This is a genomic window from Synechococcus sp. R70.1 (assembly GCF_047461675.1).
Classification (GTDB): domain Bacteria; phylum Cyanobacteriota; class Cyanobacteriia; order Thermostichales; family Thermostichaceae; genus Thermostichus.
Genome location: NZ_JANSHR010000109.1, coordinates 44,593 through 67,566 on the forward strand (window position 1 = coordinate 44,593; position 22,974 = coordinate 67,566).

Sequence of the window (22,974 nt, forward strand, 5' to 3'; positions counted from 1 at the left end):
CCCTAGTAGGGCCACTTCCAGTTGCGCACCTCTGGCAAATCCTCGCCGTACTTGCAGATGTACTGCTTGTGCTCCACCAGCTTGTCCCGAATCAACTGCTGGAGGTGATCCCGTCGGTATTTGAAGCGCTCCACCCGCTCCAATACATCGTTGGCTAGGTTAAAGCGATCCACCTGGTTGAGGACGCACATGTCGAAGGGAGTGGTGGTGGTGCCTTCCTCCTTGTAGCCGCGCACGTGGAGGTTGTGGTGGTTGGGGCGGCGGTAGGTGAGGCGGTGAATCAGCCAAGGGTAGCCGTGGAAGGCAAACACGATGGGCTTGTCAGGGGTGAAGATGCTGACGAACTCCTTGTCGCTGATGCCGTGGGGGTGTTCGCTGGGCGGCTGCAGCTTCATCAGGTTTACCACGTTCACCACCCGGATCTTGATGTCCGGCAGGTGCTGCCGCAAGAAGTCCACCGCCGCCAGGGTTTCCATGGTGGGCACATCGCCACAGCAGGCCATGACCACATCCGGCTCGGAGCCTTGGTCGTTGCTGGCCCATTCCCAGATCCCCAGGCCCTGGGTGCAGTGCTTGATGGCGGCATCCATGTCCAGGTACTGCAGAGCCGGCTGTTTGCCTGCCACGATGACATTGACGTAGTGGCGGCTGCGTAGGCAGTGATCCGCCACTGAGAGCAGGGTGTTGGCATCGGGGGGCAGGTAGACGCGGATAACATCGGCTTTCTTGTTGACCACGTGATCCAGAAAGCCGGGATCCTGGTGGCTGAAGCCGTTGTGATCCTGCCGCCACACGTGGGAAGTCAGCAGGTAGTTGAGGGAAGGGATGGGCCGCCGCCAGGGGATGTGCCGGGAGGTTTTCAGCCACTTGGCATGTTGGTTAAACATCGAGTCCACCAGGTGAATGAAGGCCTCGTAGCAGGAGAAGAAGCCGTGGCGACCGGTCAACAGGTAGCCCTCCAGCCAGCCCTGACAGACGTGCTCGCTCAGGATCTCCATAACCCGCCCGTCAGGGGAGAGGTGCTCGTCGTAGTCGTAGATAGGGGCCACCCAGGTGCGGTCACTAGCCTCAAACACGGCATCCAGCCGGTTGGAAGCCGTCTCGTCGGGGCCAAAGAGGCGGAAGTTGTGGGGGTTGAGCTTCATCACATCCCGCAAGAATTGCCCCAGCACCTTGGTGGCCTCGGCTTCCGTGGTGCCAGGGCGCGGGACGTCTACGGCGTAGCGGCGGAAATCTGGCATCCTCAGCTCCCGCGTCAGCAAGCCGCCGTTGGCATAGGGAGTGGCGCCCATGCGCTTTTCCCCCTTGGGAGCTAGCTCCTGCAGCTCGGGGAGCAGGCGGCCGTTTTCGTCGAAGAGCTCTTCTGGCCTGTAGCTGCGCAGCCACTCTTCCAGGATCTTGAGGTGCTCCGGCTTTTGGGCCAGATCCGCCAGCGGTACCTGGTGGGAGCGCCAGAAGTCCTCTACCTTTTTGCCGTCCACCTCTTTGGGGCCAGTCCAACCTTTGGGGGTGCGCAGGATGATCATCGGCCATTGGGGACGAGTGGGATCCCCCTTGCTGCGGGCATAGTGCTGGATTTCTTGAATTTCATGGATAACGGTGTCGAGGGTGGCGGCCATCAACTGGTGCATTTCTGCCGGCTCGGAGCCCTCCACGAAGTAAGGCTTGTAGCCGTAGCCCACAAACAGGCTTTGCAGCTCTTCGCGGCTGAGGCGGCCCAGGATGGTGGGGTTGGCAATCTTGTAGCCGTTGAGGTGGAGAATGGGCAGCACCGCCCCGTCGCGGATGGGGTTGAGAAACTTGTTGGAGTGCCAGGAGGCAGCTAGAGGGCCGGTTTCCGCTTCTCCATCCCCCACCACACAGGCCACCAGCAGATCGGGGTTGTCAAAGGCAGCCCCAAAGGCATGGGCCAGGGCATAGCCCAGTTCTCCCCCCTCGTGGATGGAGCCGGGGGTTTCCGGAGCCGCATGGCTGGGCACGCCGCCGGGGAAGGAGAACTGCTTAAAGAGCTTGCGCAGACCTTCGACATCTTGGGTGATGTTGGGGTACACCTCGCTGTAGGTGCCTTCCAAGTAGGTGTTGGCCACTAGGGCAGGGCCGCCGTGGCCGGGGCCGGTGATGTAGAGGACGTTGAGGTTTTCCCGCTTGATGATGCGGTTGAGGTGCACGTAAATAAAGTTCAGCCCTGGAGTAGTGCCCCAGTGCCCCAATAGGCGCGGCTTCACGTGTTCTGGCTTCAAGGGCTCCCGCAGCAGCGGATTGTCCATCAAGTAGATCTGCCCCACTGACAAGTAGTTGGCAGCCCGCCAGTAGGCGTCGATCTTGCGCAGTTCCTCGTCGGTGAGCGGTTTTCTCGAGAGCTGTTCTGCCAAAACCATAGCTCCACCCCCTAGGTATCTCTACTCCCATGGTGAGCTAGGTTTGGAGAAGGGCGTGGGGATCTTGGGATTCCTTTGGATTTGGGAGGGAGGGTCGGCCTACCACCACCAAGGCTTGAGGGGGGTGCCGTCGGGGAAGATCAGGCCGGCAATCCGGGCGCCGCTATGCTTGAGGCCCTCGATCTGGGCGCCTTCTAGGTTGGCTTGCTCCAAATTAGCCCCGCTGAGGTCGGCGCGGCGCAAGTTAGCTCCCTGCAACTGGGCCTGGCGCAGCTCGGCGCCGCGGAGATCGGCCCCCTCTAGGTCGGCATTCTGCAAGTTGGCCCCCCGGAGATCTGTCCGCTGCAAATTGGCCCCCCGCAGATCCGCTTCCTCCAGGTTGGATCCGCGCAGATCCGCCCGCTTGAGGTTGGCTCCCCTTAGACAAATTTGCCGCAGCACCAGCCCCCGCAGGTCAGCTTTGCTGAGGTCTTGGCCGGCCAGATCCTGCCCCTCTCCCCCCCAGTTTTGCAACTGCCAGATGTGGCGCAGCCGCTCCTCCAAGTGGGTGGCGTCTGAAAGCTGGGATCCGCGCAGGCTGGTGCCACTGACTTTTACCCCCCTCAGGTCGGCTCCCCGCAGATCCGCTCCTTCTAGGAGGGCGCCACTGAGCTTGGCCCCTTGCAAATTGGCTTGGCGCAGATCCGCTTGGCGCAGGTGGGCGCCGTTAAAGTTGCAAAGGCGCAGGTTAGCCTTTCTCAAATTGGCTTCGTAGAAGTTGGCACCCCCCAGCCGTGCCTCCTGCAGATCCGCTCCCTCCAAGTCGGCGTAGGCAAAGTCTCGCTCCCCGCGCCGATAGGCCACGATTACCCCCTGCGCTCCTCCCACCGGCCGAAAGGGGCTGTAGGTCCGACACGCTTCCTCTGCCTCGGGTTGCTCGAGCTGGGAGAGCAGCCGCCACGCTGCCAAGCGCACCGCCCAGGAGCTGTTGCCGGCCAGGGCTGCTACTAGCTCCGCTAGACCTGCCGGCCCGTACTGCAGCAACTGGGGCAAGGTGGCTAGACGCACCGCCTCCTCACCCCGAGTGAGCCGCCGCCGCGCCCCCTCAAGACCCCCTAAGACCAAGGCGTAAGGCGGGGCACCGCTGGCGGCAGCTTGTCCTCCCAACACCAGATCCCAAGGGCGAGGGCTAGACCCCACCGCTGGCTGAGGATTGCTGTTCATCAGCAGAGGTGGGCTCAGTTACACCCAGCGCCCCACCACCACGCGGATAGTGCCATCTTCCAGGCGCTCTTCCGCCTCGATGGCATAGCCCTGTTGCTGGGCCGAGCGCAGCAGGCTTTTGTAGGCGTAGCGCTGCAAAATCGGCGCTAGGAACGTCTGGGGATCGATGCCGGCTCCCCAGAGATCGGCCACCAGCTCGTAGTGATCCCCCTTGCGGCGAAAGCCGATGTCGAAGCCGTTCTTTTGCCGGATCACCAAGTCGGCGCGGGTGCGGTTCCAGAGGTAGCCCCGCAGGTTGGCGTTCCGCTCCACGCTGTAGCCCAATTCCTTCAGGGTTTCTTCCAGCAGCTCGGCATCTTTAATCTGCACTTGCAGGGTGGTGAAGTGGGACATGGCGCTTCCCATCCCAACACGGAGAGGGGGATCCTCACTATAGGAGCGCTTTTGCGGTTCTAGGACAAATGTTAAGGAGCTTGACGCTTTAAACCTCTCCGCCCGAGGGGGGGAGCAGCTTGGGATCTGTTCTCTCCGGCTGCCGGGAGGGCGAGCTCCCATCCCTTCCCAGCTCAGACAGGAGCAAGGGGCGGGCTCGCGGGCCTCGCCAGGGATCCAGCACATCTCGAATCAGCACCTCCTGGATCCACACCTGCAGGATGGCCGCCAAGGGCACGGCCAAGAATAGGCCCAGCACCCCGAAGAAAAAGGCCGAGGTGATTTGAGCTATCAGCGTCAAGGCGGGCAAAAGCGACACCTGGCGCGACATGACAAGCGGGGTAAAGACGCTGCTTTCAAGCTGCTGGATGAAGATGTACAGCCCTAGCACTGCTAGGGACTTCCAGGGGGCGTCGGTGAGGGCTACCAGCATTGGGGCAACCACGCTCAGGGTGGGGCCAATGTTGGGGATGAAGTTGAACAGGCCCGCTAGCACCGCGTTGGCTAGGATCAGGGGCACACCCAAAATCCAGAGGCCAATGCCGCTCAGCACCATCACCAAGGTGCTGGTAAACAAGATCCCCACCAGCCAGCCCCGCAGCACCAGCTCGCAGCGCTTGAGGATGTAGCGAACGCGGGGGCGGTAGAAGGCCGGGAAAACGGAAACAAAGGCGCGGCTGTAGGCCGGGGGATCTAACAACAGCAAGATGGTGAGGATGAGCACAAACAAGAAGTTGAGCAGGGTGGCAAAGAAAGCAGTGAAGGACTGGGAGAAAAAGTCGCGCACCTGGCGCACCAATTCGGTGGCCTGGGGCACAAGACTATTGGCCAACTCCCGCAGCGTCGGCAGCTCAAGGTCGGTCGGCAGCAAGAGGATTAGGCTCTCAAACAGCCGCTGCGCCTGCACAATCCCCGCAGGCACCACGTCGGTCAACAGCCGGCGCAACTGCTCCAGTAGAGGCGGCACCACGATGAGCCCCACCAAGACCGCGCCCACCAAAACCGTCAAGCCCGTGATGAGAAGGGAGGGGCCGCGGCGAAAGCCGTAGCGCTGGGGAATCTGGGCTAGAGTATCCAAGGCTACTGCCAGGACGATGGCTGCAAACACCAGCAGCAGGATCTGTCGAATCTGCCAGAGCAGCGCCAACAGGCCCAGCAGCGCCCCCAGCCCCAGCCAATGGGCAAAAGTCACCGCAGCCACCTCCTCCCTTGGTTTGTCGTCGCCTATTCTAGATGGGATCTCGGACATTCCCAGCGGTATCCGGGAGCTGCGTATGCCGAATCCCGATCCACAAGCAAGGGCTCTGGGTAGCTGTAGTAACCTAGAGGAGGTGATAGAGTCCCTGCTGGGCGAGGAAGTTCCCCTCCTCTCGGTTGGGGGAGTGTCCCGCTACCTCAAGTCGCTGCTGGGCGGGGATCCCTATTTGACCCGGCTGTGGGTGGTTGGAGAAGTCTCCAGTTGTCAGCGCAACCACACGGGCCACCTGTTCCTGACCCTGGTGGATCCAGAAAGCGGCGACATCCTCAGGGGGGTTGTGTGGCAAAGTCAGACGGCCCGGCTCAGCTTCTGGCCAAAAGTGGGTCAACAGGTGCTGGCGCTGGGGCAAGTTGGCATCTACAGCGGCGGCAGCTACTACCGCCTGGTCATCTGGCAACTGCTGCCAGCAGGGGAAGGCCTCCTGGCGTGGAGATTCCAGCAGCTCAAGGCCCGCCTTGCCGCCGAGGGCCTGTTCGACAACCAGCGGCCTCTGCCCACCCACCCTCAGTGCATTGCCGTCGTCAGCTCTCCCGACGCCGCCGGCTGGGGAGATATCCGCCGCACCCTCAACCAGCGCTACCCGGGGCTGCGGGTGCTGTTTTCGCCAGCTCAAGTGCAAGGGGAAGCGGCCCCCGAGTCCATTGTGCGGGCCATTCGCCGGGTGGAACGGGATGGGCGGGCGGAGGTGCTGCTGATTGCCCGAGGAGGCGGAGCCGGCGAGGATTTGGCCTGCTTTAACGATGAACGGGTGGTGCGGGCCATTGCCGAATGCCGCATTCCGGTGGTAACTGGGATCGGCCACCAGCGGGATGAGACCTTGGCGGACTACGCCGCTGACTATGCGGCCCACACCCCCACAGCGGCAGCCGAACGGGTTGTGCCGGATCTGCGGGAATTGCAGCGCCAGGGATCCCAGCTCCGGCAGCGGCTGGTCACCTGCACCCTGCAGGTTTTGGAGAAGGCCCAGGAGCGCCTGCACCATGCCCACCACCGTCTGCTCCAAATTCATCCCGAGCGGCTGCTGCACCAGGCCCAGAAGCACCTGCTGCAACGGCAACAGCGCCTAGTTCAGGCCGTGCGCCATCGCCTTCAAGAGCAGCAACAGCGCCACCAAGCTCTCCAGCAGCACCTCCAAGCCCTCGATCCCGCGGCCGTCCTCCGGCGGGGCTACGCCCTCGTGCGCGACGAGCGGGGATCTCTCGTCCGCAACCCCTGCCTGCCACCTCAGACCCGCCTGCGCATAGAGCTGGCCGGGGGAAGCTTCTGGGTTCGAGTGGAGGAGAGCCATGAGCCGCCGCAAACGTGAGGATCCCTGGCGCTACGAGGCAGCCATTGCCGAAGTAGAAAGTTTGATTGCCCAGATCGAATCGGGGGAGCTGGATCTGGAGGAGGTGGTGGAGCGCTTCCAGCAGGCCGCCCAAACTCTAAAGCGCTGCGCCGAGTTTTTGGAGGAAAAACGGCAGCAGGTGGAGATCATCATTGAGCAGCTAGGGCCCGACGACGAAGAAGAGCTGCGCGAGTTCTAGGGACATCAATGCCCGTGCTGCTGGTTCTCGACGGCAGCAAGGCTTGACGAAGGGAGCCGAGCTCCTGAAGATAGTCAAGTTGTCAAGACCTCGTGGGGCGCCCTCCATGGCTGCCAAGATCTTGGATGGCAAAGCCTTAGCTGCTCGCCTGCAAGCCGAGATGGCTGCCCAAGTGCAAGCTTGGCTCCCGCGGGTGGGGCGCCCCCCAGGGTTGGCAGTGCTGCGAGTTGGAGAGGATCCTGCCAGTGCTGCCTACGTGCGCGGCAAAGAGCGGGCCTGTGAGCGGGTGGGCATCGCCTCCTTTGGTCGCCATTTTTCCGCCCAGGACTCCCCCGCCCATCTGCTCGACACCATTGCCCAACTCAACCAGGACGAGCGCGTCGATGGCATCCTGGTGCAACTGCCGCTGCCCCCTGGCTGGGATCCCATCCCGCCCCTTCTAGCCATCGATCCTGCCAAGGACGTGGACGGCCTCCACCCCCTCAACCTGGGCCGGCTGGTGCGCGGCGAGCCCGGCCTGCGCAGTTGTACCCCATTAGGCGTGATGCGCCTGCTGGAGGCAGAAGGGATCCCGGTTGCCGGACGAAAAGCGGTGGTGGTCGGCCGCAGCCTTCTGGTGGGCAAGCCCTTGAGCTTGATGCTGTTGGCCGCCGACGCCACGGTTACCATGGCCCACTCCCGCACACCCAACTTGGCCGAAGTAACCCGCAGTGCCGACATTGTGGTCATGGCGGTGGGGCGTCCCCGCTTACTCAAGGCAGAAATGGTAAAGCCAGGGGCCGTGGTTGTCGATGTAGGCATTAACCGTATCCAAGGCCCTGACGGGTCGGAGCAGTTGGTGGGAGATGTGGACTACGAGGCGGTCAAAGAGCGGGCTGCTGCCATCACACCCGTGCCGGGTGGCGTGGGGCCAATGACGGTAACCATGCTGCTGGCCAACACCCTGGAGAGCTACAAACTGCGCAGCCGCCTCTAGGCCAAAATGCGTGCACCCCCCTCCGGCTAGACGCCGCGGATTTCCCGATATCTTCTGGCGCGCTCTTCGGCGGGATCGGGGGCTTGTGCCTTGGCCACAGCTTCCTGCAGTTGCACCATCACCTTTTCCGGAGGGTCAGTGGAGCGAACGACATAGAACATCAAGTTAATGGCTTCGGTGGCTGTTAGCTTGAGGTCTTCTTTTCCCTTGGGCACCAGAGCGACCTTGCCATCGGTGGTCGGAATGGCCGTATGGGATCCCTTGGCGAGAATCTCCCCTGCTTTCTCCAAAGTGACCAGCATATTTGCGCCTCACTGCAGCGATTAGGTATCATCCTGGCAAAGATCTTTTGGGCTCCTGGCAAAGCCCGTGTTCTTCTAGCCAAGTGTACAGGTAGGGAAATAGCTTTTGGTTAGCTGCTGGAAAAGGAAACTGCGACAGCTCTGCCGGTTTGACCCAGCGGACTTCACTGCATTGTAAAGGCTGAGCTTCTCCGCCCAAATAGCGGCAGATAAAAGCCATGAGGGTGATGGTGAAATGGGTGTAGGCATGCTCAACGGTGGCTAGCGGCGCTACCACGGCGATGTCAATGCCCACTTCCTCTTTCACTTCCCGCACCACACACTCCGCAGGGGTTTCTCCCGGCTCGATCTTGCCACCGGGGAACTCCCACAGGCCGCTGAGCATCGAGCTTTCCGGGCGCCGATCGATGAGGATCTCGTTCTCCCGCAGGACAATGGCCACCGCAATCTGTTTGTGAGGGCGCAAGGGACGGGGTTCAGCCATAGGCAGGTGGTGCTGTTGACCTCGATGGTAAGCGGCGCAATCGGCCTGCCAAGGGCACTGACCACAGCGAGGCCGCCTGGGCCGGCAGACAGTAGCGCCCAAGTCCATCAGAGCCTGGTTAAAGGTGCGCGGCTGCTCGGGATCCAGTAATTGCTGCGAAAGCCGCCACAAGAGAGGCAGGCAGCGACTTGGTGGCTGGGGCAAAGCCACCAGGCGAGCCAACACCCGCTTGACGTTCCCCTCCAAAATCGGCAGGGGTAGGTCAAAGGCAGCGCTGAGAATGCCCCCAGCCGTTGTGCGCCCGATCCCTGGCAGCGCCAGCACCTGCTGCAGATCGCGGGGAAACTGCCCTCCATGTTCCCGCATCAGGATTTGAGCGGCTTTGTGCAGATTTAGCGCCCGCCGGTAGTAGCCCAGGCCTTCCCACAATTTCAGCACCTGCTCTTGGGAGGCTGCCGCCAAGTCGGGGATCCCGGGCAAAGCCTCCATCCAGCGCTGAAAGTAGGGGATCACGGTAGCCACCTGGGTCTGTTGCAGCATCACTTCCGCTACCCAGATGGCGTAGGGATCTCGGGTGCGCCGCCAGGGCAGATCCCGGCCTTCCTTGCGGTACCACTGCAGCAAAGAACGCCTCAGGCGCTGCTGAACTGCCTCTTCCCAGCCCAGCCGTTGCCCGTCGACGGTTGCCGCCTCTACCTCCACCTCCCCGGGTTGCAGAGATGGCATCTCAAGCTGCGTAGGCAAAGTGCAGGGCCCACCAGATCAAGGCCGAGACGACCCCCGCCACAACGCTGGCCGAGATCAGCACCACAATGGGGCTATCCGCCCCCTTGAACTGCATAATGCCGCGGTTGTAGTTAGCCATCGCCGCCTCCCCCAGCTCCAGCGGTGGGGTGGGGAACCAAGCGCAGGAGCTGGAAAGTTTTTCCCAAGAGCCTACTTTCAGGATAGCCAACTAGCCCCCCTCCGACTCTACACCGGGGCAGGTTCCCCCCGGCTATGGCTGGGTTGGCCAGGGGGTGCTTTGTTAAACTGAGGTTCCGGAGGCAAGTTGCCATTATTGGCCAAAAGAGTGGCGTTGGGGCAGGCATGGCTAGAGGAAGGGAGGGAAGAATCAGCAGCTCAGCTCCAGAAAGATCCCGGCAGGCAGGGCCTCATCAACACCTTGCTTCTGAGCGTCTGCTACCTGCTGCGGGATCCCTCTTGCGCCTTTCTCGCCAAAAGGCCCTTGCCCGAGTGCGCCAACGGGCAACTCGTCCCTCTCGCCTACGCCGGCCCAGGGCTTTTAAGGAGGTGCTGCTCAGGGGCTTGGGCTTCAGCCTAATTCTGGGTCTGACGATGGCTGGCCTGTCGCGCCTGCTGCAATCCACCGCCCCTCCCCAGACAGAGCAGGTGGCAGCAGGATCTGGGGATCCCCCCCCTGCCTTGCCCACAGACTTCCTCAAAGGAGAGGAAATCCCTGCTCTGCAGGAGCGCTTAGCGGCCCTGGCTGACCAGCCGGGCCTGACGGTGGGAGCCTTGTTTTGGGAGGTGGAAACTGGCGCCTTTGCGGGGGTGAGGCCGGATCAGGTTTTTCCTGCTGCTAGTGTCCTCAAGATCCCGATTCTCCTAGCCTTTTTGCAGGCGGTGGAAACTGGGCAGGTGCGGCTAGAGGAAAAGCTGACGCTGCGGAAAGAGCTCAAGGGGGGGGGAGCTGGCCTTTTGCAAACCCGTCCTCTGGGATCCCAGGTCTCTGCTCTTGAGGCAGCCACCCTCATGAGCACCGTCAGCGACAACTTCGCCGCCAACTTGATCCTGGATCGCCTGGGCGGTCGAGAAGCCCTCAACCAAAAGTTTCGCCAGTGGGGGCTGCAACACACGCAGATCTCCCAATGGCTGCCAGATCTAGAGGGCACCAACACCAGTAGCCCGCGCGATATGGTCTGGCTGCTCAGCCAAGTGGAGCAGGGGCGCCTGCTTAGCCGTCGCAGCCGCGACCGCTTTTTGGACATCCTCTGGCGCACGCAGCGGCCCTCCTACTTTCGCCCTGGCCTAGACCCAGAAGTGCGCATTGCCCACAAGACGGGAACCCTTAGCTCGGTGGTCGGAGATGCCGGGATCCTCGATCTGCCCAACGGGCGGCGTTACATAGCAGCGGTGTGGGTGAAGCGGGAAACCCCCAACGATCCCAGAGCGGAGGAGCTGATTGCCAAACTCTCCCAGGCCGCCTACAAGTTCTGGTCGACTGTAGAAGCTCCGGCAACCTCAGCTTTGCAGCCCTAGGCCATCTCAGCACCTTGCCAGCAGAGCGCCTGAGAATGGAATTAGCCGACGAGCAAGAACGCTATGGCCACAACGGCTCGAGCTTCTGGAGGGGGAGATCCCTACATTAAGCTGGGTCAATTTCTCAAGCTGACGGGAGTTGTCCCCACCGGCGGGCGGGCTAAGCAGCTCATCCAGGCGGGGCAGGTGCGCGTCAACGGCGAGGTGGAAACCCGGCGGGGGCGCAAGTTGCGCCCAGGGGATGCAGTGGCGGTGGCAGGCCAAGTTTGGCAGGTGCGCTGGGAGGGTGCCAGAGCTTGCGCCTGGCGCCAAGATCCCACTCCGCCAACTCGGCCACTGCTGGCCTAAGCTGGGAACAGTTGTCTTTTCCTAGCTGAGCCTCCTGTGCAGGGTGATTCTCCCCCTTTACCCCCCTCGCCACCCCCTTCTCCTGCGTTGAGGGTGGTGGAGACGGCTTTCTTGGCCAGCACTGCCGCTTTGATCTGGATCTTGAGCTACACGCCGCTGGCCCCGCTTATGCGCCTGTTTTTCCCTATCCCGGTGGCACTGGCCGTGATGCGCTGGGATCCCCGCACTGGGGCCATGGCGCTGGGGGTCTCCGCCTTGCTGCTGACGGTGCTGATGGGGCCCACCCGCAGTATCCTCTATGTCATTCCCTACGGCCTTCTAGGCTATTGGTGTGCCTGCCTGTGGCGGCAACGCCTCTCCTGGTATCTCTCGGTGGTCAGCGGCGCTGCCCTCAGCACTTTTGGTCTGGTTTTCCAATTGCTGCTCTCCTCGCTGCTGCTGGGAGAAAACCTCTGGATCTATCTCACCATCCAGCTCACTGGCCTGACCAACTGGCTGCTGGACGTGTCTCTGGGCCGATTCGGCCTGTACTGGGTGGCGGAACCTTGGATGGTTCAGGTGGTGGTCCTAGGGTTTATTGCCTTTAACTCCCTTGTCTATGCATTTACTGTGCATTTGGTGGCAGCTTTGGTCATGGAGCACTTCCGCTGTCCGCTGCCACCGCCGCCAAAGTGGGTGCAATTTTTGCTGGACTAGCAGCCTCCTATACTTCTTGGGGAGGCTATCGCCATAAGAGTAAAGTTAGATTAAGACCTAGAGGCTCTGCCTTCGTTGCCTAGGCCCTATGAACCCTATTCCCCCCCCTGCCCACCCCTACCAGTTCCGCGCGCTGGGCTTGATTAAGGGATCCCTGAAGCCAATCCCGAAGACCTATGCCCAGGCGACGCTGGTTGCCAGCGATGGCGTGGAGTACCCGGCCACCCCTGGCCGCGCCGGGCTGCTGCGCCGTTTCACCCACTGTATTGAGAGCGGCCGAACCTACTGGTACTACGTGCAGCCCCAGCCGCGCTCGGGGGGCACTCTGGGCCTGAGCGTCATCCGCATCCTGGCTCTGCCAGAGGAGGAGCAAGACCCAGCGGCAGAGGATGAGCCTTTTTTGCCTGCCCCTGAAGATGCGGAGGAAGGCTTTAACATTCGCGGCGTTGTCGAGCCCCACGAAGGCTACATCTGGGTAGCAGTGCGGCGCAAGCCTCAGGGGAACAAACAATTTCCCCCCCTGCGGCTACGCCTGGAAGGGTTTTTGCCAGGGGCTACGGCGGGGGAGTTCTGGGATCTGCTGGCGGAGCGGGAAGGTCACAAGCTGCTGCTGGTGGATGGCAGCCGCCTCTTGACAGCCGTAGCCTAGGTGCTGAGAACTAGCCCAACTGTACCCCAGGATCCCTAACTGATGGTGTCTGCTGCTGGCTTGTCCCAACGGGTTGCCCGCCTTTCCCCTTCGGCAACGCTGTCGATCTCGGCCCTGGCCAAAGCCATGCAGGCAGAGGGTCTGGACGTCTGTATCCTGAGCGCCGGCGAGCCGGACTTCGACACCCCTGAACATATTCGGGCGGCTGCCATTCGCGCCTTGCAGGAAGGCAAAACCCGCTACGGCCCCACCGCTGGGATCCCCGCCTTGCGCCAGGCGGTAGCCGACAAGCTGCGTCGGGAAAACGGCCTGGACTATAGCCCCGAGCAGATCTTGATTAGCAACGGCGGCAAGCAAACCCTGTTTAACCTGGCCATGGTGCTGCTGGATCCAGGGGATGAGGTCATCCTGCCCGTCCCCTACTGGGTCAGCTATCCCGAAATGGTGGCTCTGGCAGGCGCTCAAGTGGTGCGGGTCCAGACCCAAGAGGCCCAGGGCTTCAAGCTCACTGCCGACCAGCTACGTCAGGCCCTCACCCCCCGCAGCAAGTTGCTCATTCTTAACTCGCCAGCCAACCCCACCGGCGCTGTCTATCACCGGCACGAGCTGGAGGCGCTGGCGGAGGTGATCCTCTCAGTTCCCCATCTCTACGTGGTCTGCGACGAGATCTACGAGAAGCTCGTCTACGGCGAAGCTCGCCACCTCAGCCTGGGATCCCTCTCTCCAGAGCTGCTGCCGCGCACTATCCTTAGCAGCGGCTTTGCCAAAGCTTATGCCATGACCGGCTGGCGCATCGGCTACTTGGCAGGGCCAAAGCCCATCGTCGAGGCGGCCATCAGCCTGCAAAGCCACAGCACCTCCAACGTCTGCACCTTTGCCCAATACGGTGCCCTAGAGGCCCTCACCAGCCCCCTTTCAGCGCCAGCGGTAGAAAAGATGCGCCAAGAGTTCTGGCGACGGCGGGATCTGATGCTGGAGGGGATCCGCACCCTGCCAAAGGTAAGCTGTCCGGAGCCAGAGGGCGCATTTTACATCTTTCTCAACATCAGCCAGACCGGCTTGAGCTCGGTGGAGTTCTGCCAACGGCTGCTCAAAGAGCACCATGTGGCTGCCGTGCCAGGGGTGGCCTTCGGAGCCGATCACTGTATTCGCCTCTCCTACGCCGCCGACCGCGTCACCCTGGAAAAAGGTCTGGAGCGACTGCACCGCTTTCTCTCCTCCCTCTAAGGCGGGAAACTGGATGCTGCCAGCGCCCTGGTTGACCTAGAGGAGCTTCTTGACGATGAAGGAAGTAGACCTGGCCAAAGCCATCCAGCAGCGGCGCACTTTTGCCATCATCTCCCACCCCGATGCTGGAAAGACCACCCTTACGGAAAAGCTGTTGCTGTACGGAGGAGCCATTCAGGAGGCTGGAGCCGTGAAGGCCCGCCGCGCTCAAAAGCGGGTTACCTCCGACTGGATGGAACTGGAAAGACAGCGGGGTATCTCCATCACCTCGACGGTGCTCCAATTTGACTATCGCAACTTTCGCCTCAACCTCCTCGATACCCCCGGCCACCAGGACTTTAGCGAAGACACCTACCGAACCCTGGCGGCAGTGGACAACGCCGTGATGCTAGAAGATGCCGGCAAAGGGCTAGAACCCCAAACCCGCAAGTTGTTTGAAGTCTGTCAAATGCGGCGGCTGCCGATTTTTACCTTCATCAACAAGATGGATCGCCCCAGCCGGGATCCCCTCGAGCTCATGGACGAAATCGAGAGCGAGCTGGGCCTTAAGCCCTATCCTGTTACCTGGCCCATTGGCTCAGGGGAGCGCTTCACAGCTTTGTTTGACCGACGCACTCACGAGTTTCACTTCTTTGAGCGAGTCTCCGGGGGACGGCTACGAGTCAAAGATACAGTTATTAAACTCGGGGATCCCCAAGTGGAAGACCTAATCGAAAAAGATCTCTACTACCGATTTAAGGAAGAATTGGAGATCCTGGATGGCCTTATGCCCAGTTTGGATCTCAAACAGGTTCATGCTGGGAAACAAACTCCTGTCTTTTTCGGCAGCGCCATGACCAATTTTGGGGTGGAGCTGTTTCTCAATGCGTTTTTGGAGTACTCCCTGCCGCCAATGCCCCACGAAAGTACAGCTGGGCTGATTTCTCCAGAGTATCCTGAGTTCACAGGCTTTGTCTTTAAGCTGCAGGCCAATATGGATCCCCGCCACCGGGATCGCATTGCTTTTGTGCGCATCTGCTCCGGCAAGTTCGAGAAAGACATGGTGGTCAACCATGCCCGCCTCAACCGCCCAATCCGCCTATCCTACCCCCAGAAGTTGTTTGCTCAAGAGCGCATCTCCATTGACGAAGCTTACCCTGGGGATGTGATTGGCCTAAATAACCCTGGCCTCTTTACAATTGGGGATACGCTCTACACTGGCCCAAAGCTGCGCTACGCCGGGATCCCAAGCTTTTCCCCGGAGCTTTTTGCCTATCTCAAAAATCCCAACCCCTCCAAATTTAAACAGTTTCAGAAAGGGGTGTCAGAGCTGCGGGAAGAAGGGGCGGTGCAAATTATGTACTCCCTTGACGAATCCAAACGGGATCCAATCGTGGCCGCGGTGGGCCAGTTGCAGTTTGAGGTGCTGCAGTACCGCCTGGAACATGAATACAACGTTGAAACCCGCCTGGAGATGCTGCCCTACACGCTGGCTCGCTGGGTAGAAAACGGCTGGGAGGCCCTTCGGGATCTTCCCAGTCTGTTTAACACTCTGATTGTCAAGGATGTTCAGGATAGGCCGGTTCTGCTCTTTAAGAATGAATGGACTCTGCAGCAATTTGTCAGTAGCAATCCCAAGATTAAGCTCAGCAAAATTGCTCCCACTGCCGATCTCAGCCTAGAAGCTAACAGCAGCCCGTAAAGCCCCTCAGAGGACCTCCTCCGGCGCATTCCCCGAAAAGGGTGCTGGTGGCCAGAAAAGCTGCAGCCGGTTGCGTCCTGCCCGTTTGGCTTGGTAGAGGGCCTCATCGGCTTGCTGGAGGGCAACCTCTGGCGGCAGGGGGTGATCTTCGCTAATCACGACCCCGCCAATGCTGATGGTTACAGCCAGGCTGCGACGGGGCGAAACCTCAACGGGAGGCTGGCGATAGCCTGGCGCAGCGACTCAGCATACCGTTGACAGCGCGAGGGGCTTAGACCAGGGGTAACGCAGACCAATTCCTCCCCGCCGTAGCGGTAGAGCAGGCTGGAGGGGCGGAGGTGCTGCTGCAGCCGTTCAACAATGGCCTGGAGAACGCAGTCGCCGATGAAGTGGCCGTAGGTGTCGTTGATCTGCTTGAAGTGATCCACATCCAGCATCAATAGGCAGAGGTAGCGGTAGCGGGCTTTCCCTTGCGGCCCCACCTGCTGCAGCAAACGGGGCAGTGCCTGGTCAAGGGCGCGGCGGTTCAAGGCTCCAGTCAAGGGATCCGTCAAAGACAGAGACTCCAACAGCTCGTTGCGGGCTTGCAGTTGGCGGTTGGCCTGAGCCAAAGCTTGGACAAGCCGCTGTAAACGCAGCCCTGCCTGCACCCGTGCCCGCAGTTCCTCAGGAGCCACCGGCTTAGCGATAAACTCATCTGCCCCCGCCTCCAACCCCTGAAGGCAATCCTTGAGTTCAGAGCGGGCCGTGAGGAAAATGAAGTAGACAAACTGGCCAGCGGCAGATCCCTTGAGACGGCGACAAAAATCCAGCCCTGACAGCTTGGGCATCACCCAATCGCAGATCACCACATCCGGCCACTGGTTTTCGTCGAGCGCCTGCAGCTGCTCCCAGGCCATCTGGCCATCTTCCCAGGTTTCCACCTGGTAGCCACAGGCTTTGAGAACCCCGCCCACGAAGCAGCGAGTCACCGAATCGTCGTCGACGACCCAAAGGCGGGGAACCTGATCCTTGAGCTGGCTCCACGCCTTCTCCTCCAGGGACTCAGGTACTGGACTAGAAGAATCCCCGCCCCTGTAGTCAGACGGCAGCATGAGGAGAAACCCCCAAAGTCTAGCTACAACTAGAAGTAGGGGTGGCTAAGTAGGTAGAGGCAGGGGGGTCCTCCCCTACCGCCTGCTGCAACGCCTCTACAAATTCCCGCACCCGAATGGGGTCAATGAGGGGGAAAAGCTCTGCATGGCCTGTCAGTATACCCCCAGAACGAGCCAGCCGCTTGAGGGAACTGGCCACGATCACTCCATCGGCGTGCTGGATGAGAGTGCCGATGTTCTCAGCGGTGGCCCCTGAGCCAATGAGAAGGGGTACCTGAGGAGCAACTTGGCGGGCTAGCCTTAGATCTTCTAGAAGAGGCGGCTTGCCGGTCGCCTCGCCGGAGACGATGATGGCATCGGCAAGACCTCGCTCCACTGTATCCAGGATAGCCGCCTCAAGGCTAGTGGAGCCAAGAGGTTGGGCGTGCTTTACCAGCACATCGGCGAAGATTTTAATGTCTTGGGCCCCTAGCTCGCGGCGGTAGCGCAGCAAGCGGTAGGCATTCCCCTCGATGAGGCCCTGGTCGGTCACCATTGCCCCGCAGAGGATGTTAACGCGGATAAACTGCGCCCCCACACAGGCGGCAATGGCTAGAGCGCTACAGCCATCGTTGCGCAGGACGTTGATCCCGATGGGCAGGGAGACCAACGTCTTAATCCGCTGGACAACTACCGTCATGGCGCTCACCACCGCCGCGTCTACCTGATCCTTGGCAAAAGGGGCATCGTAGAAGTTCTCGACCAGGATCCCGTGAACGCCCCCTGCAGCCAAGGCCGTGGCGGCCTGTTCCGCTTGGGCAATAACCTGCTCCAAGTTGCCGCCCCAACGGGGGGAGGTGGGCAGCGGCAACAGATGGACCACTCCGATCACGGGATGGGAAGTTTTGAAAAGGTGTTGCAGCAGGCTCACCGGCAGGCTCCCTTGGGGATCCTTAACCAACAATCTTACGCCCGGATGGGATCGAGCAGGCTCCCTGCCGGCTAGCAGCAAGGCCGCGCAGCAGGCGAGGAACCAGGCTTGGCCCTTCATAGATCCAACCGGTATAGACCTGGAGCAAACTGGCGCCGGCAGCAAGCTTCTCCAGGGCGTCGTCTAGGGTAAAGATGCCCCCCACGCCGATAATGGGCAGCTGTCCCCCCGTGGCCTGGTGGATGTAGCGGATGATCTGGGTGGAGCGCTCTCGCAGCGGGGCGCCGCTGATGCCGCCGGCTGCTGTTGCCAAAGGCCCTAGACCAGGGAGGAAGCGGGTTTTCAGGTTGTCGCGGCGCAGAGTGGTGTTGGTGGCGATGATCCCAGCCAGGCCGTAGGCTTGAGCTAGCTCCAGAATGGCGTCAATCTCTGGCCAGTCTAGGTCGGGGGCAATCTTGACCAGAAGAGGCTTCTTGGCTTGGTTTTCCTCTTGGAGAGCGGCCAGGATGGGCTCCAGGTGCTTGGCAGCCTGCAGGGATCGCAAGCCTGGCGTGTTAGGGGAGCTGACGTTAACCACAAAATAGTCCCCCAGCTCCCGCAGCACCCGAAAGCTGGCCAGGTAGTCGGTGGCGGCGGCTTCCAGCGGCGTGGCTTTGCCTTTGCCCAGGTTGACGCCAATGGGGATAAGACGTTGACGCAGCCGGCGCAGCCGTTCGGCCAAAGCTGCTGCTCCCTGGTTATTGAAGCCCATGCAATTGAGGGCAGCCCGATCCTGGGGCAGCCGAAATAGGCGCGGCTTTGGATTGCCTGGCTGGGGCTGGGGAGTGACGGTGCCCACCTCCACAAAGCCAAAGCCCAGGTAGGGCCAGACTCCCAAAGCTACGCCGTCCTTATCCAAGCCCGCAGCGAGACCCAGGGGATTGGGGAAGCTCAGCCCCCACAGCCGCACCTCCAAGCAGGGATCCCGATAGCAGAAGAGGCGTTCCAAAAGACTCAAGATCCCCGTGGCCTGGGTAACATCTAGCCACTCTAAGGTGCGTAGGAGCGCCACCTTGAGGGTTTCTGGGTCAGCCCTTAGCCCGGAAAACAGTAGCGGCTGCAGCAGATCCCGGTACAGATTCACCCCTAAACCCCTCTTGGCCAAGCCATATTACCTGAGCCAGCTCGCTTGCACTCTGCGGTGCAGGGCTGTTGCTAGATTGGGGTTACAGCTTTGACTCCCCTCCTTCCGCCGGAAAAGGGGATGGGGGCAAAACCAGGATCCCTGAGGCTAGCGCTATGACTATCCCTCTCATCCAAAGCCCAGAGCTTCTGGAGAGTCGGCTCAAGGAGATCCCGGCTGAGCCTGGTGTCTACCTCATGCGAGATGCCAGCGATCAAATCCTCTATGTGGGCAAGTCTAAGAAGTTGCGCTCCAGGGTGCGATCCTATTTTCGCTGCCTTGGGGATCTCCCCCCTCGCATTCAGCGCATGGTAGCCCAGGTGTGCGAGATCGAGTTTATTGTAACTGATAACGAGAGTGAGGCCCTGGCTTTAGAAGACAATCTGATTAAAACCTATCAGCCACCCTACAATGTTCTCCTCAAAGAGGATAAGAAGTACCCCTATTTGTGCATTACATGGTCAGAGCCCTACCCTCAGATTTACATTACCCGCCACCGCCGTCTCGACCAAAATCAAGATAAGTACTATGGTCCCTATACCGATGTAGGCCTGCTGCGGTACACCCTTGGGCTAGTGAAGCGGATTTTTCCCTTGCGCCAGCGTCCCAAGCCACTTTACAAAGATCGCCCCTGTTTGAACTACGACATCGGGCGTTGCCCTGGTGTCTGTCAGGGCTTGATCAGCCCCGAGGAGTATCGCAAGACCGTTGCTCAAGTGGCGATGATCTTCCAGGGGCAGACGGACGAGCTCATCCGGGAGTTGAAGGAGAAAATGGCCCAGGCGGCCGAGCAAGAAAATTACGAGGCAGCAGCGCGGTATCGGGATCAAATCCGCGGCCTAGAACAGTTGGGCGAATCCCAGAAGGTGTCTTTGCCCAACTCGACAGTTAGCCGCGATGCTCTGGCCTTGGCGATGGACGACTCGCGGGCTTGTATTCAGTTGTTTCAGGTGCGAGCGGGCAAGCTGGTGGGTCGGCTGGGGTTTGTGGCCGAAAACCGGGGCGACGATCCAGCCCTGATTTTGCAGCGGGTTTTGCAGGAGCATTACCAGTACTGCGATCCGGTGGAAATTCCCTCGGAAATCTTGACGCAGTACGAGCTGCCGGATCGCGATTTTCTCGAGTCTTGGCTAAGCCAAAAAAAGGGGCGCAAAGTCAGTCTCATTGCCCCCCAGCGGCAAAGTAAAGCCGAGCTGATTGACCTGGTGGAGCGGAACGCCCAGCTGGAGCTAGCCCGCAGCCAGCGCTTGGCAGACCGGGAGGCAGCAGCCCTGGAGCGCTTGGCAGAAGTTTTGGATCTGCCGTCAGCCCCCCGCCGCCTGGAAGCCTACGATATTTCCCACATTCAGGGATCCGATGCGGTGGGCAGCCAGGTGGTGTTTATCGACGGCCTGCCAGCCAAGCAGCACTACCGCCGCTACAAGATTCGCAACCCCGAGGTGCGTCCTGGCCACTCCGACGATTTTGCCAGCCATGCCGAGGTGGCGCGGCGTCGCTTTAGCAAAATGACCCCTGAGGATCAGCCGGACTTGGTGCTCATCGACGGGGGCAAAGGGCAACTGGCCGCGGTGATGGCTGTTCTGGCGGAGCTGGGGCTAGATCACCTGCCGGTCATTGCCTTGGCCAAGCGGGAGGAGGAAATCTTTCGGCCTGGGGATCCCGAGCCGCTGCGGCTGCCACCCCAAGATCCAGCTCGCCTGCTATTGCAGCGCCTACGGGATGAGGCCCACCGCTTTGCCCTTGCCTACCATCGCCAGCAGCGGAAACTGCGCCAACAGGCTTCTGTTTTGGAGGAGATCCCTGGCCTAGGCAAGCAGCGCCAAAAGCTGCTCATGGAGGCGTTTCGCTCCCTTGCCCGCATTCAAGTGGCCACCGAAGAGCAGTTGGCCCAGGTGCCAGGCATTGGCCCCAAGCTGGCCCGCCAGATTTACCGCTACTTCCACCCAGACGCCGAGACCGAGTTGCCAGCAACAGTGCAACCCGCCTCTGGCCAAACCTAAGTCTGAGCTGGCGTATCATCGTGGAGTCCGCCATTCTCGACCAAGGGAGCTAAGTGAAGGTAGCGCTGTTGCAACTTAACTATACCGTTGGCGATCTCAGCGGCAATGCCGAGCGCATCCGTGCGTCAGTTGAGGCGGCAGCAGCCAAGGGGGCAGAGCTGGCGATTACTTCTGAACTGGCCTTGTTGGGGTACCCGCCCCGGGACCTGCTGCTCTACCCTGCTCTAGTCGAGAGGGCAGGCCAAGTCTTGCAGCAGTTGGCTGACTGGCTGCGGGATAGCATTCCGGTGGTGGTGGGATCCGTGCAGCCCAACCCCCTACCGGAGGGGCGGCCTCTCTACAACGCCGCGGCCTGGCTAGAGGGGGGGCAGATCCGCCACTGGTTCCAGAAGTCGCTTTTGCCCACCTACGATGTCTTCGACGAAGACCGCTACTTTGAGCCGGGATCCCAGCCCCAGCCCGTCCAGTACGGCGGCTATCGCCTGGGTTTCACCATCTGTGAAGACATCTGGAACGACCGCGACTTCTGGCAGCACCGCCGCTACCACCGGGATCCGGTAGACGAGATGGCCCGCTGCGGCGCCGATTTGCTCATCAATCTATCGGCCTCGCCTTTTAGCCTGGGCAAGCAGAAATTGCGGGTGGAGATGCTGGGATCCCTGGCCCGCAAGCACGCCCTGCCCATCCTCTATGTCAACCAGGTGGGGGGCAACGACGACCTCATTTTCGACGGGGCCAGTTGCGCCCTAGACTGCCGGGGCCGGGTGGTGGCCCAAGCCGCTGCCTTTCAGCCGGACTGCCTGATGGTAGATGTGGAGGCGCTGGTTCACCCTCCTGAGGAAGGCCCGGAAGTTCAGGGATCCCGCTGGCCAACGGAGCCGGAAGCAGAGCTCTACGAGGCGCTGGTCTTAGGCACCCGCGACTACGTCAGCAAATGCGGCTTTCGCGAGGTGTTGCTGGGCCTGTCGGGGGGGATTGACTCAGCGGTAACTGCCGTCATTGCCGCCGACGCCCTAGGTCCAGAGCGGGTGCTGGGGGTACTCATGCCCTCTCCCTATTCCAGCCCGGGCAGCCTGACGGACGCCTACCAACTGGCGCAGAACCTGGGGATCCCTACCCTGAAGCTGCCCATCCAGTCGATTATGGAGAGCTACCAGCACCTCCTGGCTGAGCCCTTCGCTGGCCTGCCCTCTGACATCACGGAAGAGAACCTGCAGTCGCGCATTCGCGGCACCTTGCTCATGGCCCTCTCCAACAAGTTTGGCCGGCTGCTCTTGACCACGGGCAACAAGTCGGAGCTGGCGGTGGGCTACTGCACCATCTACGGGGATATGTCCGGCGGCCTGGCCGTGATTTCCGATGTGCCCAAAACCTGGGTCTACCGCCTGGCCCGCTGGATCAACCGCCACCAGGAACGGATTCCCCTCCCCATCCTCACCAAGCCCCCCTCAGCAGAGCTGCGACCTGGCCAGAAAGATAGCGATAGCCTGCCTCCCTACGACTTGCTGGACGCTATCCTCCAGCGGCACATCGAACAGCACCAGTCGGCCGCTGAGCTGGTGGCCCAGGGGTTTGAACCTGACACGGTGCAGCAGGTGCTGCGGCTGGTGCAGAATGCTGAGTTCAAGCGCCACCAGGCTCCCCCTGGCCTGCGGGTTACCGATCGAGCCTTTGGCACCGGCTGGCGCATGCCGATTGCCAAACGGCAAGAAGGGATCAGCTAAAGAACAAAGAGCCTGCTCCACGGCAGGCTTGATCTGGTGCTAGAGCCGGAGGGGGATCACTGAATTAGACCTAGCCAGGAGGCGACGCCTTGGCCCGTTACCGCTTCAATAACGATGGCCAGCACAAAGCCAATCATGGCTGCGCGGCCGTTGAGGCGCTCGGCGTACTCGTTAAAGCCAAACTTGGGCTCAGACAGGTTGGGGTTGGACATGGAAACCTCCACAAGCGGCACCTGCCCTTCAGTATACTTTGCATTTCTTCACGATCGCAACCTCAGCCGCTTCTCGCCTTAGGGGCTAGGCTTTGCCTTCCCTGTTACAAAAATTCGGAAATCGCAGCCTTCTTGCCGACTAGGGATCTCCTCTAGTCCTTGATTCACCGGACAGTTGGCCACTTTGTGGCATAACCAACCTTCTGCCTTGACGGAGATGGGCTGAGCTAGTAGGCTAGCCGGTACATCTTCTTGCTTCTTGAGTAGGCGTTTTGCCTAGGCTAAAGTTGGCTCCGTCTTTAGCCGGTGTGCCTTATGGGGGCAAGGAGCAACTACCTGCAGCTTGCGGGGAAGTCACGCCTGTGGAGATCCCTCTGGCGGGGTAGTAGAGGTAAACTCTGCCACTAGCCATGGGTCGCTGAAGCAGGAAGAAAGGCTCAACGCCGAGCG

23 protein-coding genes are annotated in these 22,974 nt (G+C 60.9%); 11 read left to right on the top strand and 12 right to left on the bottom strand.

The features are described 5' to 3' along the window. Positions 1-2 precede the first annotated feature (2 nt). From NW807_RS10740 to NW807_RS10755, 4 genes are all read right to left on the bottom strand, one after another. Positions 3-2,378, bottom strand: a complete 2,376-nt coding sequence (locus NW807_RS10740) for a phosphoketolase (RefSeq protein WP_414426096.1) — start codon at positions 2,376-2,378, stop codon at positions 3-5. A 99-nt stretch (positions 2,379-2,477) separates the two neighbouring features. Further along, positions 2,478-3,581, bottom strand: coding sequence for a pentapeptide repeat-containing protein (locus NW807_RS10745; RefSeq protein WP_414426097.1), 1,104 nt, complete (start codon positions 3,579-3,581; stop codon positions 2,478-2,480). Positions 3,582-3,599: 18 nt separating this feature from the next. Beyond that, positions 3,600-3,974 carry a DUF1257 domain-containing protein gene (locus NW807_RS10750; protein WP_414406251.1) on the bottom strand — a complete coding sequence of 125 codons (375 nt, stop codon included), beginning with the start codon at positions 3,972-3,974 and terminating at the stop codon, positions 3,600-3,602. An 88-nt stretch (positions 3,975-4,062) separates the two neighbouring features. Continuing rightward, positions 4,063-5,214, bottom strand: coding sequence for an AI-2E family transporter (locus tag NW807_RS10755; RefSeq protein ID WP_414406252.1), 1,152 nt, complete (start codon positions 5,212-5,214; stop codon positions 4,063-4,065). Between the two features lie 130 nt (positions 5,215-5,344). On the opposite strand from NW807_RS10755, the gene xseA reads away from it, so the two are divergent. From xseA to folD, 3 genes are all read left to right on the top strand, one after another. Further along, the gene (gene xseA / locus NW807_RS10760; RefSeq protein ID WP_414426098.1) at positions 5,345-6,577 is read left to right on the top strand and encodes an exodeoxyribonuclease VII large subunit; all 1,233 of its coding nucleotides are present in this window, start codon (positions 5,345-5,347) and stop codon (positions 6,575-6,577) included. Beyond that, a complete protein-coding gene (gene xseB / locus NW807_RS10765; RefSeq protein WP_414395752.1) occupies positions 6,558-6,797 on the top strand; it encodes an exodeoxyribonuclease VII small subunit in 240 nt (79 codons plus the stop codon). The genes xseA and xseB overlap by 20 nt, the downstream gene beginning before the upstream one ends. Positions 6,798-6,903: 106 nt before the next feature. Further along, complete coding sequence (folD, locus tag NW807_RS10770; protein WP_414406254.1) at positions 6,904-7,773, top strand: bifunctional methylenetetrahydrofolate dehydrogenase/methenyltetrahydrofolate cyclohydrolase FolD; 870 nt, start codon at positions 6,904-6,906, stop codon at positions 7,771-7,773. 26 nt (positions 7,774-7,799) lie between these two features. On the opposite strand, the gene NW807_RS10775 is transcribed toward folD, so the two are convergent. Genes NW807_RS10775 through NW807_RS10785 form a run of 3 tightly spaced genes read right to left on the bottom strand, consistent with a single transcriptional unit; the run spans position 7,800 to position 9,514 of the window. Further along, positions 7,800-8,075: a hypothetical protein gene (locus NW807_RS10775; protein ID WP_414426099.1), complete on the bottom strand. Its 276-nt coding sequence runs from the start codon at positions 8,073-8,075 to the stop codon at positions 7,800-7,802. A gap of 28 nt (positions 8,076-8,103) precedes the next feature. Continuing rightward, positions 8,104-9,285, bottom strand: a complete 1,182-nt coding sequence (gene mutY / locus NW807_RS10780; RefSeq protein ID WP_414406256.1) for an A/G-specific adenine glycosylase — start codon at positions 9,283-9,285, stop codon at positions 8,104-8,106. 1 nt (position 9,286) lies between these two features. Continuing rightward, positions 9,287-9,514, bottom strand: coding sequence for a hypothetical protein (locus NW807_RS10785; protein WP_414426100.1), 228 nt, complete (start codon positions 9,512-9,514; stop codon positions 9,287-9,289). 248 nt (positions 9,515-9,762) lie between these two features. On the opposite strand from NW807_RS10785, the gene NW807_RS10790 reads away from it, so the two are divergent. From NW807_RS10790 to NW807_RS10815, 6 genes are all read left to right on the top strand, one after another. Continuing rightward, positions 9,763-10,821, top strand: a complete 1,059-nt coding sequence (locus NW807_RS10790) for a serine hydrolase (protein ID WP_414426101.1) — start codon at positions 9,763-9,765, stop codon at positions 10,819-10,821. A 63-nt stretch (positions 10,822-10,884) separates the two neighbouring features. Further along, positions 10,885-11,169: an RNA-binding S4 domain-containing protein gene (locus NW807_RS10795; RefSeq protein ID WP_414395762.1), complete on the top strand. Its 285-nt coding sequence runs from the start codon at positions 10,885-10,887 to the stop codon at positions 11,167-11,169. Positions 11,170-11,205: 36 nt separating this feature from the next. Next, positions 11,206-11,865 carry a DUF2232 domain-containing protein gene (locus tag NW807_RS10800; protein ID WP_414406259.1) on the top strand — a complete coding sequence of 220 codons (660 nt, stop codon included), beginning with the start codon at positions 11,206-11,208 and terminating at the stop codon, positions 11,863-11,865. An 88-nt stretch (positions 11,866-11,953) separates the two neighbouring features. Then, positions 11,954-12,514, top strand: coding sequence for a hypothetical protein (locus NW807_RS10805; RefSeq protein WP_414406260.1), 561 nt, complete (start codon positions 11,954-11,956; stop codon positions 12,512-12,514). Positions 12,515-12,556: 42 nt separating this feature from the next. Next, a complete protein-coding gene (locus tag NW807_RS10810) occupies positions 12,557-13,741 on the top strand; it encodes a pyridoxal phosphate-dependent aminotransferase (RefSeq protein ID WP_414395767.1) in 1,185 nt (394 codons plus the stop codon). A gap of 55 nt (positions 13,742-13,796) precedes the next feature. Further along, positions 13,797-15,422, top strand: coding sequence for a peptide chain release factor 3 (locus NW807_RS10815; RefSeq protein WP_414419911.1), 1,626 nt, complete (start codon positions 13,797-13,799; stop codon positions 15,420-15,422). Positions 15,423-15,428: 6 nt separating this feature from the next. Here the strand turns inward: NW807_RS10815 and NW807_RS10820 are convergent, their stop codons facing one another. From NW807_RS10820 to NW807_RS10835, 4 genes are read right to left on the bottom strand one after another with little or no spacing between them, the layout of a single operon-like run. Then, positions 15,429-15,581 (bottom strand): hypothetical protein, encoded by a 153-nt coding sequence (locus NW807_RS10820; protein ID WP_414426102.1) that lies wholly within the window; start codon positions 15,579-15,581, stop codon positions 15,429-15,431. A 20-nt stretch (positions 15,582-15,601) separates the two neighbouring features. Beyond that, positions 15,602-16,516, bottom strand: coding sequence for a diguanylate cyclase (locus NW807_RS10825; protein ID WP_414426103.1), 915 nt, complete (start codon positions 16,514-16,516; stop codon positions 15,602-15,604). A gap of 19 nt (positions 16,517-16,535) precedes the next feature. After that, a complete protein-coding gene (btpA, locus tag NW807_RS10830) occupies positions 16,536-17,426 on the bottom strand; it encodes a photosystem I biogenesis protein BtpA (protein ID WP_414426104.1) in 891 nt (296 codons plus the stop codon). 22 nt (positions 17,427-17,448) lie between these two features. Further along, positions 17,449-18,549, bottom strand: coding sequence for a quinone-dependent dihydroorotate dehydrogenase (locus NW807_RS10835; RefSeq protein WP_414426109.1), 1,101 nt, complete (start codon positions 18,547-18,549; stop codon positions 17,449-17,451). Positions 18,550-18,704: 155 nt separating this feature from the next. On the opposite strand from NW807_RS10835, the gene uvrC reads away from it, so the two are divergent. After that, positions 18,705-20,588 (top strand): excinuclease ABC subunit UvrC, encoded by a 1,884-nt coding sequence (gene uvrC / locus NW807_RS10840; protein ID WP_414426105.1) that lies wholly within the window; start codon positions 18,705-18,707, stop codon positions 20,586-20,588. 53 nt (positions 20,589-20,641) lie between these two features. Then, positions 20,642-22,312, top strand: a complete 1,671-nt coding sequence (locus NW807_RS10845; protein WP_414426106.1) for an NAD+ synthase — start codon at positions 20,642-20,644, stop codon at positions 22,310-22,312. 56 nt (positions 22,313-22,368) lie between these two features. Here the strand turns inward: NW807_RS10845 and NW807_RS10850 are convergent, their stop codons facing one another. Then, positions 22,369-22,524: a chlorophyll a/b-binding protein gene (locus NW807_RS10850; RefSeq protein ID WP_414395779.1), complete on the bottom strand. Its 156-nt coding sequence runs from the start codon at positions 22,522-22,524 to the stop codon at positions 22,369-22,371. Positions 22,525-22,974: the final 450 nt, after the last annotated feature.

What these genes read in the sequence shown, in the direction of transcription:
- NW807_RS10740 (WP_414426096.1), bottom strand. Translation starts at nt 2,378, where the DNA reads ATGGTTTTGGCAGAACAGCTCTCGAGAAAACCGCTCACCGACGAGGAA.
- NW807_RS10745 (WP_414426097.1), bottom strand. Translation starts at nt 3,581, where the DNA reads ATGAACAGCAATCCTCAGCCAGCGGTGGGGTCTAGCCCTCGCCCTTGG.
- NW807_RS10750 (WP_414406251.1), bottom strand. Translation starts at nt 3,974, where the DNA reads ATGTCCCACTTCACCACCCTGCAAGTGCAGATTAAAGATGCCGAGCTG.
- xseB (WP_414395752.1), top strand. Translation starts at nt 6,558, where the DNA reads ATGAGCCGCCGCAAACGTGAGGATCCCTGGCGCTACGAGGCAGCCATT.
- folD (WP_414406254.1), top strand. Translation starts at nt 6,904, where the DNA reads ATGGCTGCCAAGATCTTGGATGGCAAAGCCTTAGCTGCTCGCCTGCAA.
- NW807_RS10775 (WP_414426099.1), bottom strand. Translation starts at nt 8,075, where the DNA reads ATGCTGGTCACTTTGGAGAAAGCAGGGGAGATTCTCGCCAAGGGATCC.
- mutY (WP_414406256.1), bottom strand. Translation starts at nt 9,285, where the DNA reads ATGCCATCTCTGCAACCCGGGGAGGTGGAGGTAGAGGCGGCAACCGTC.
- NW807_RS10795 (WP_414395762.1), top strand. Translation starts at nt 10,885, where the DNA reads ATGGCCACAACGGCTCGAGCTTCTGGAGGGGGAGATCCCTACATTAAG.
- NW807_RS10805 (WP_414406260.1), top strand. Translation starts at nt 11,954, where the DNA reads ATGAACCCTATTCCCCCCCCTGCCCACCCCTACCAGTTCCGCGCGCTG.
- NW807_RS10810 (WP_414395767.1), top strand. Translation starts at nt 12,557, where the DNA reads ATGGTGTCTGCTGCTGGCTTGTCCCAACGGGTTGCCCGCCTTTCCCCT.
- NW807_RS10815 (WP_414419911.1), top strand. Translation starts at nt 13,797, where the DNA reads ATGAAGGAAGTAGACCTGGCCAAAGCCATCCAGCAGCGGCGCACTTTT.
- NW807_RS10825 (WP_414426103.1), bottom strand. Translation starts at nt 16,516, where the DNA reads ATGCTGCCGTCTGACTACAGGGGCGGGGATTCTTCTAGTCCAGTACCT.
- uvrC (WP_414426105.1), top strand. Translation starts at nt 18,705, where the DNA reads ATGACTATCCCTCTCATCCAAAGCCCAGAGCTTCTGGAGAGTCGGCTC.
- NW807_RS10850 (WP_414395779.1), bottom strand. Translation starts at nt 22,524, where the DNA reads ATGTCCAACCCCAACCTGTCTGAGCCCAAGTTTGGCTTTAACGAGTAC.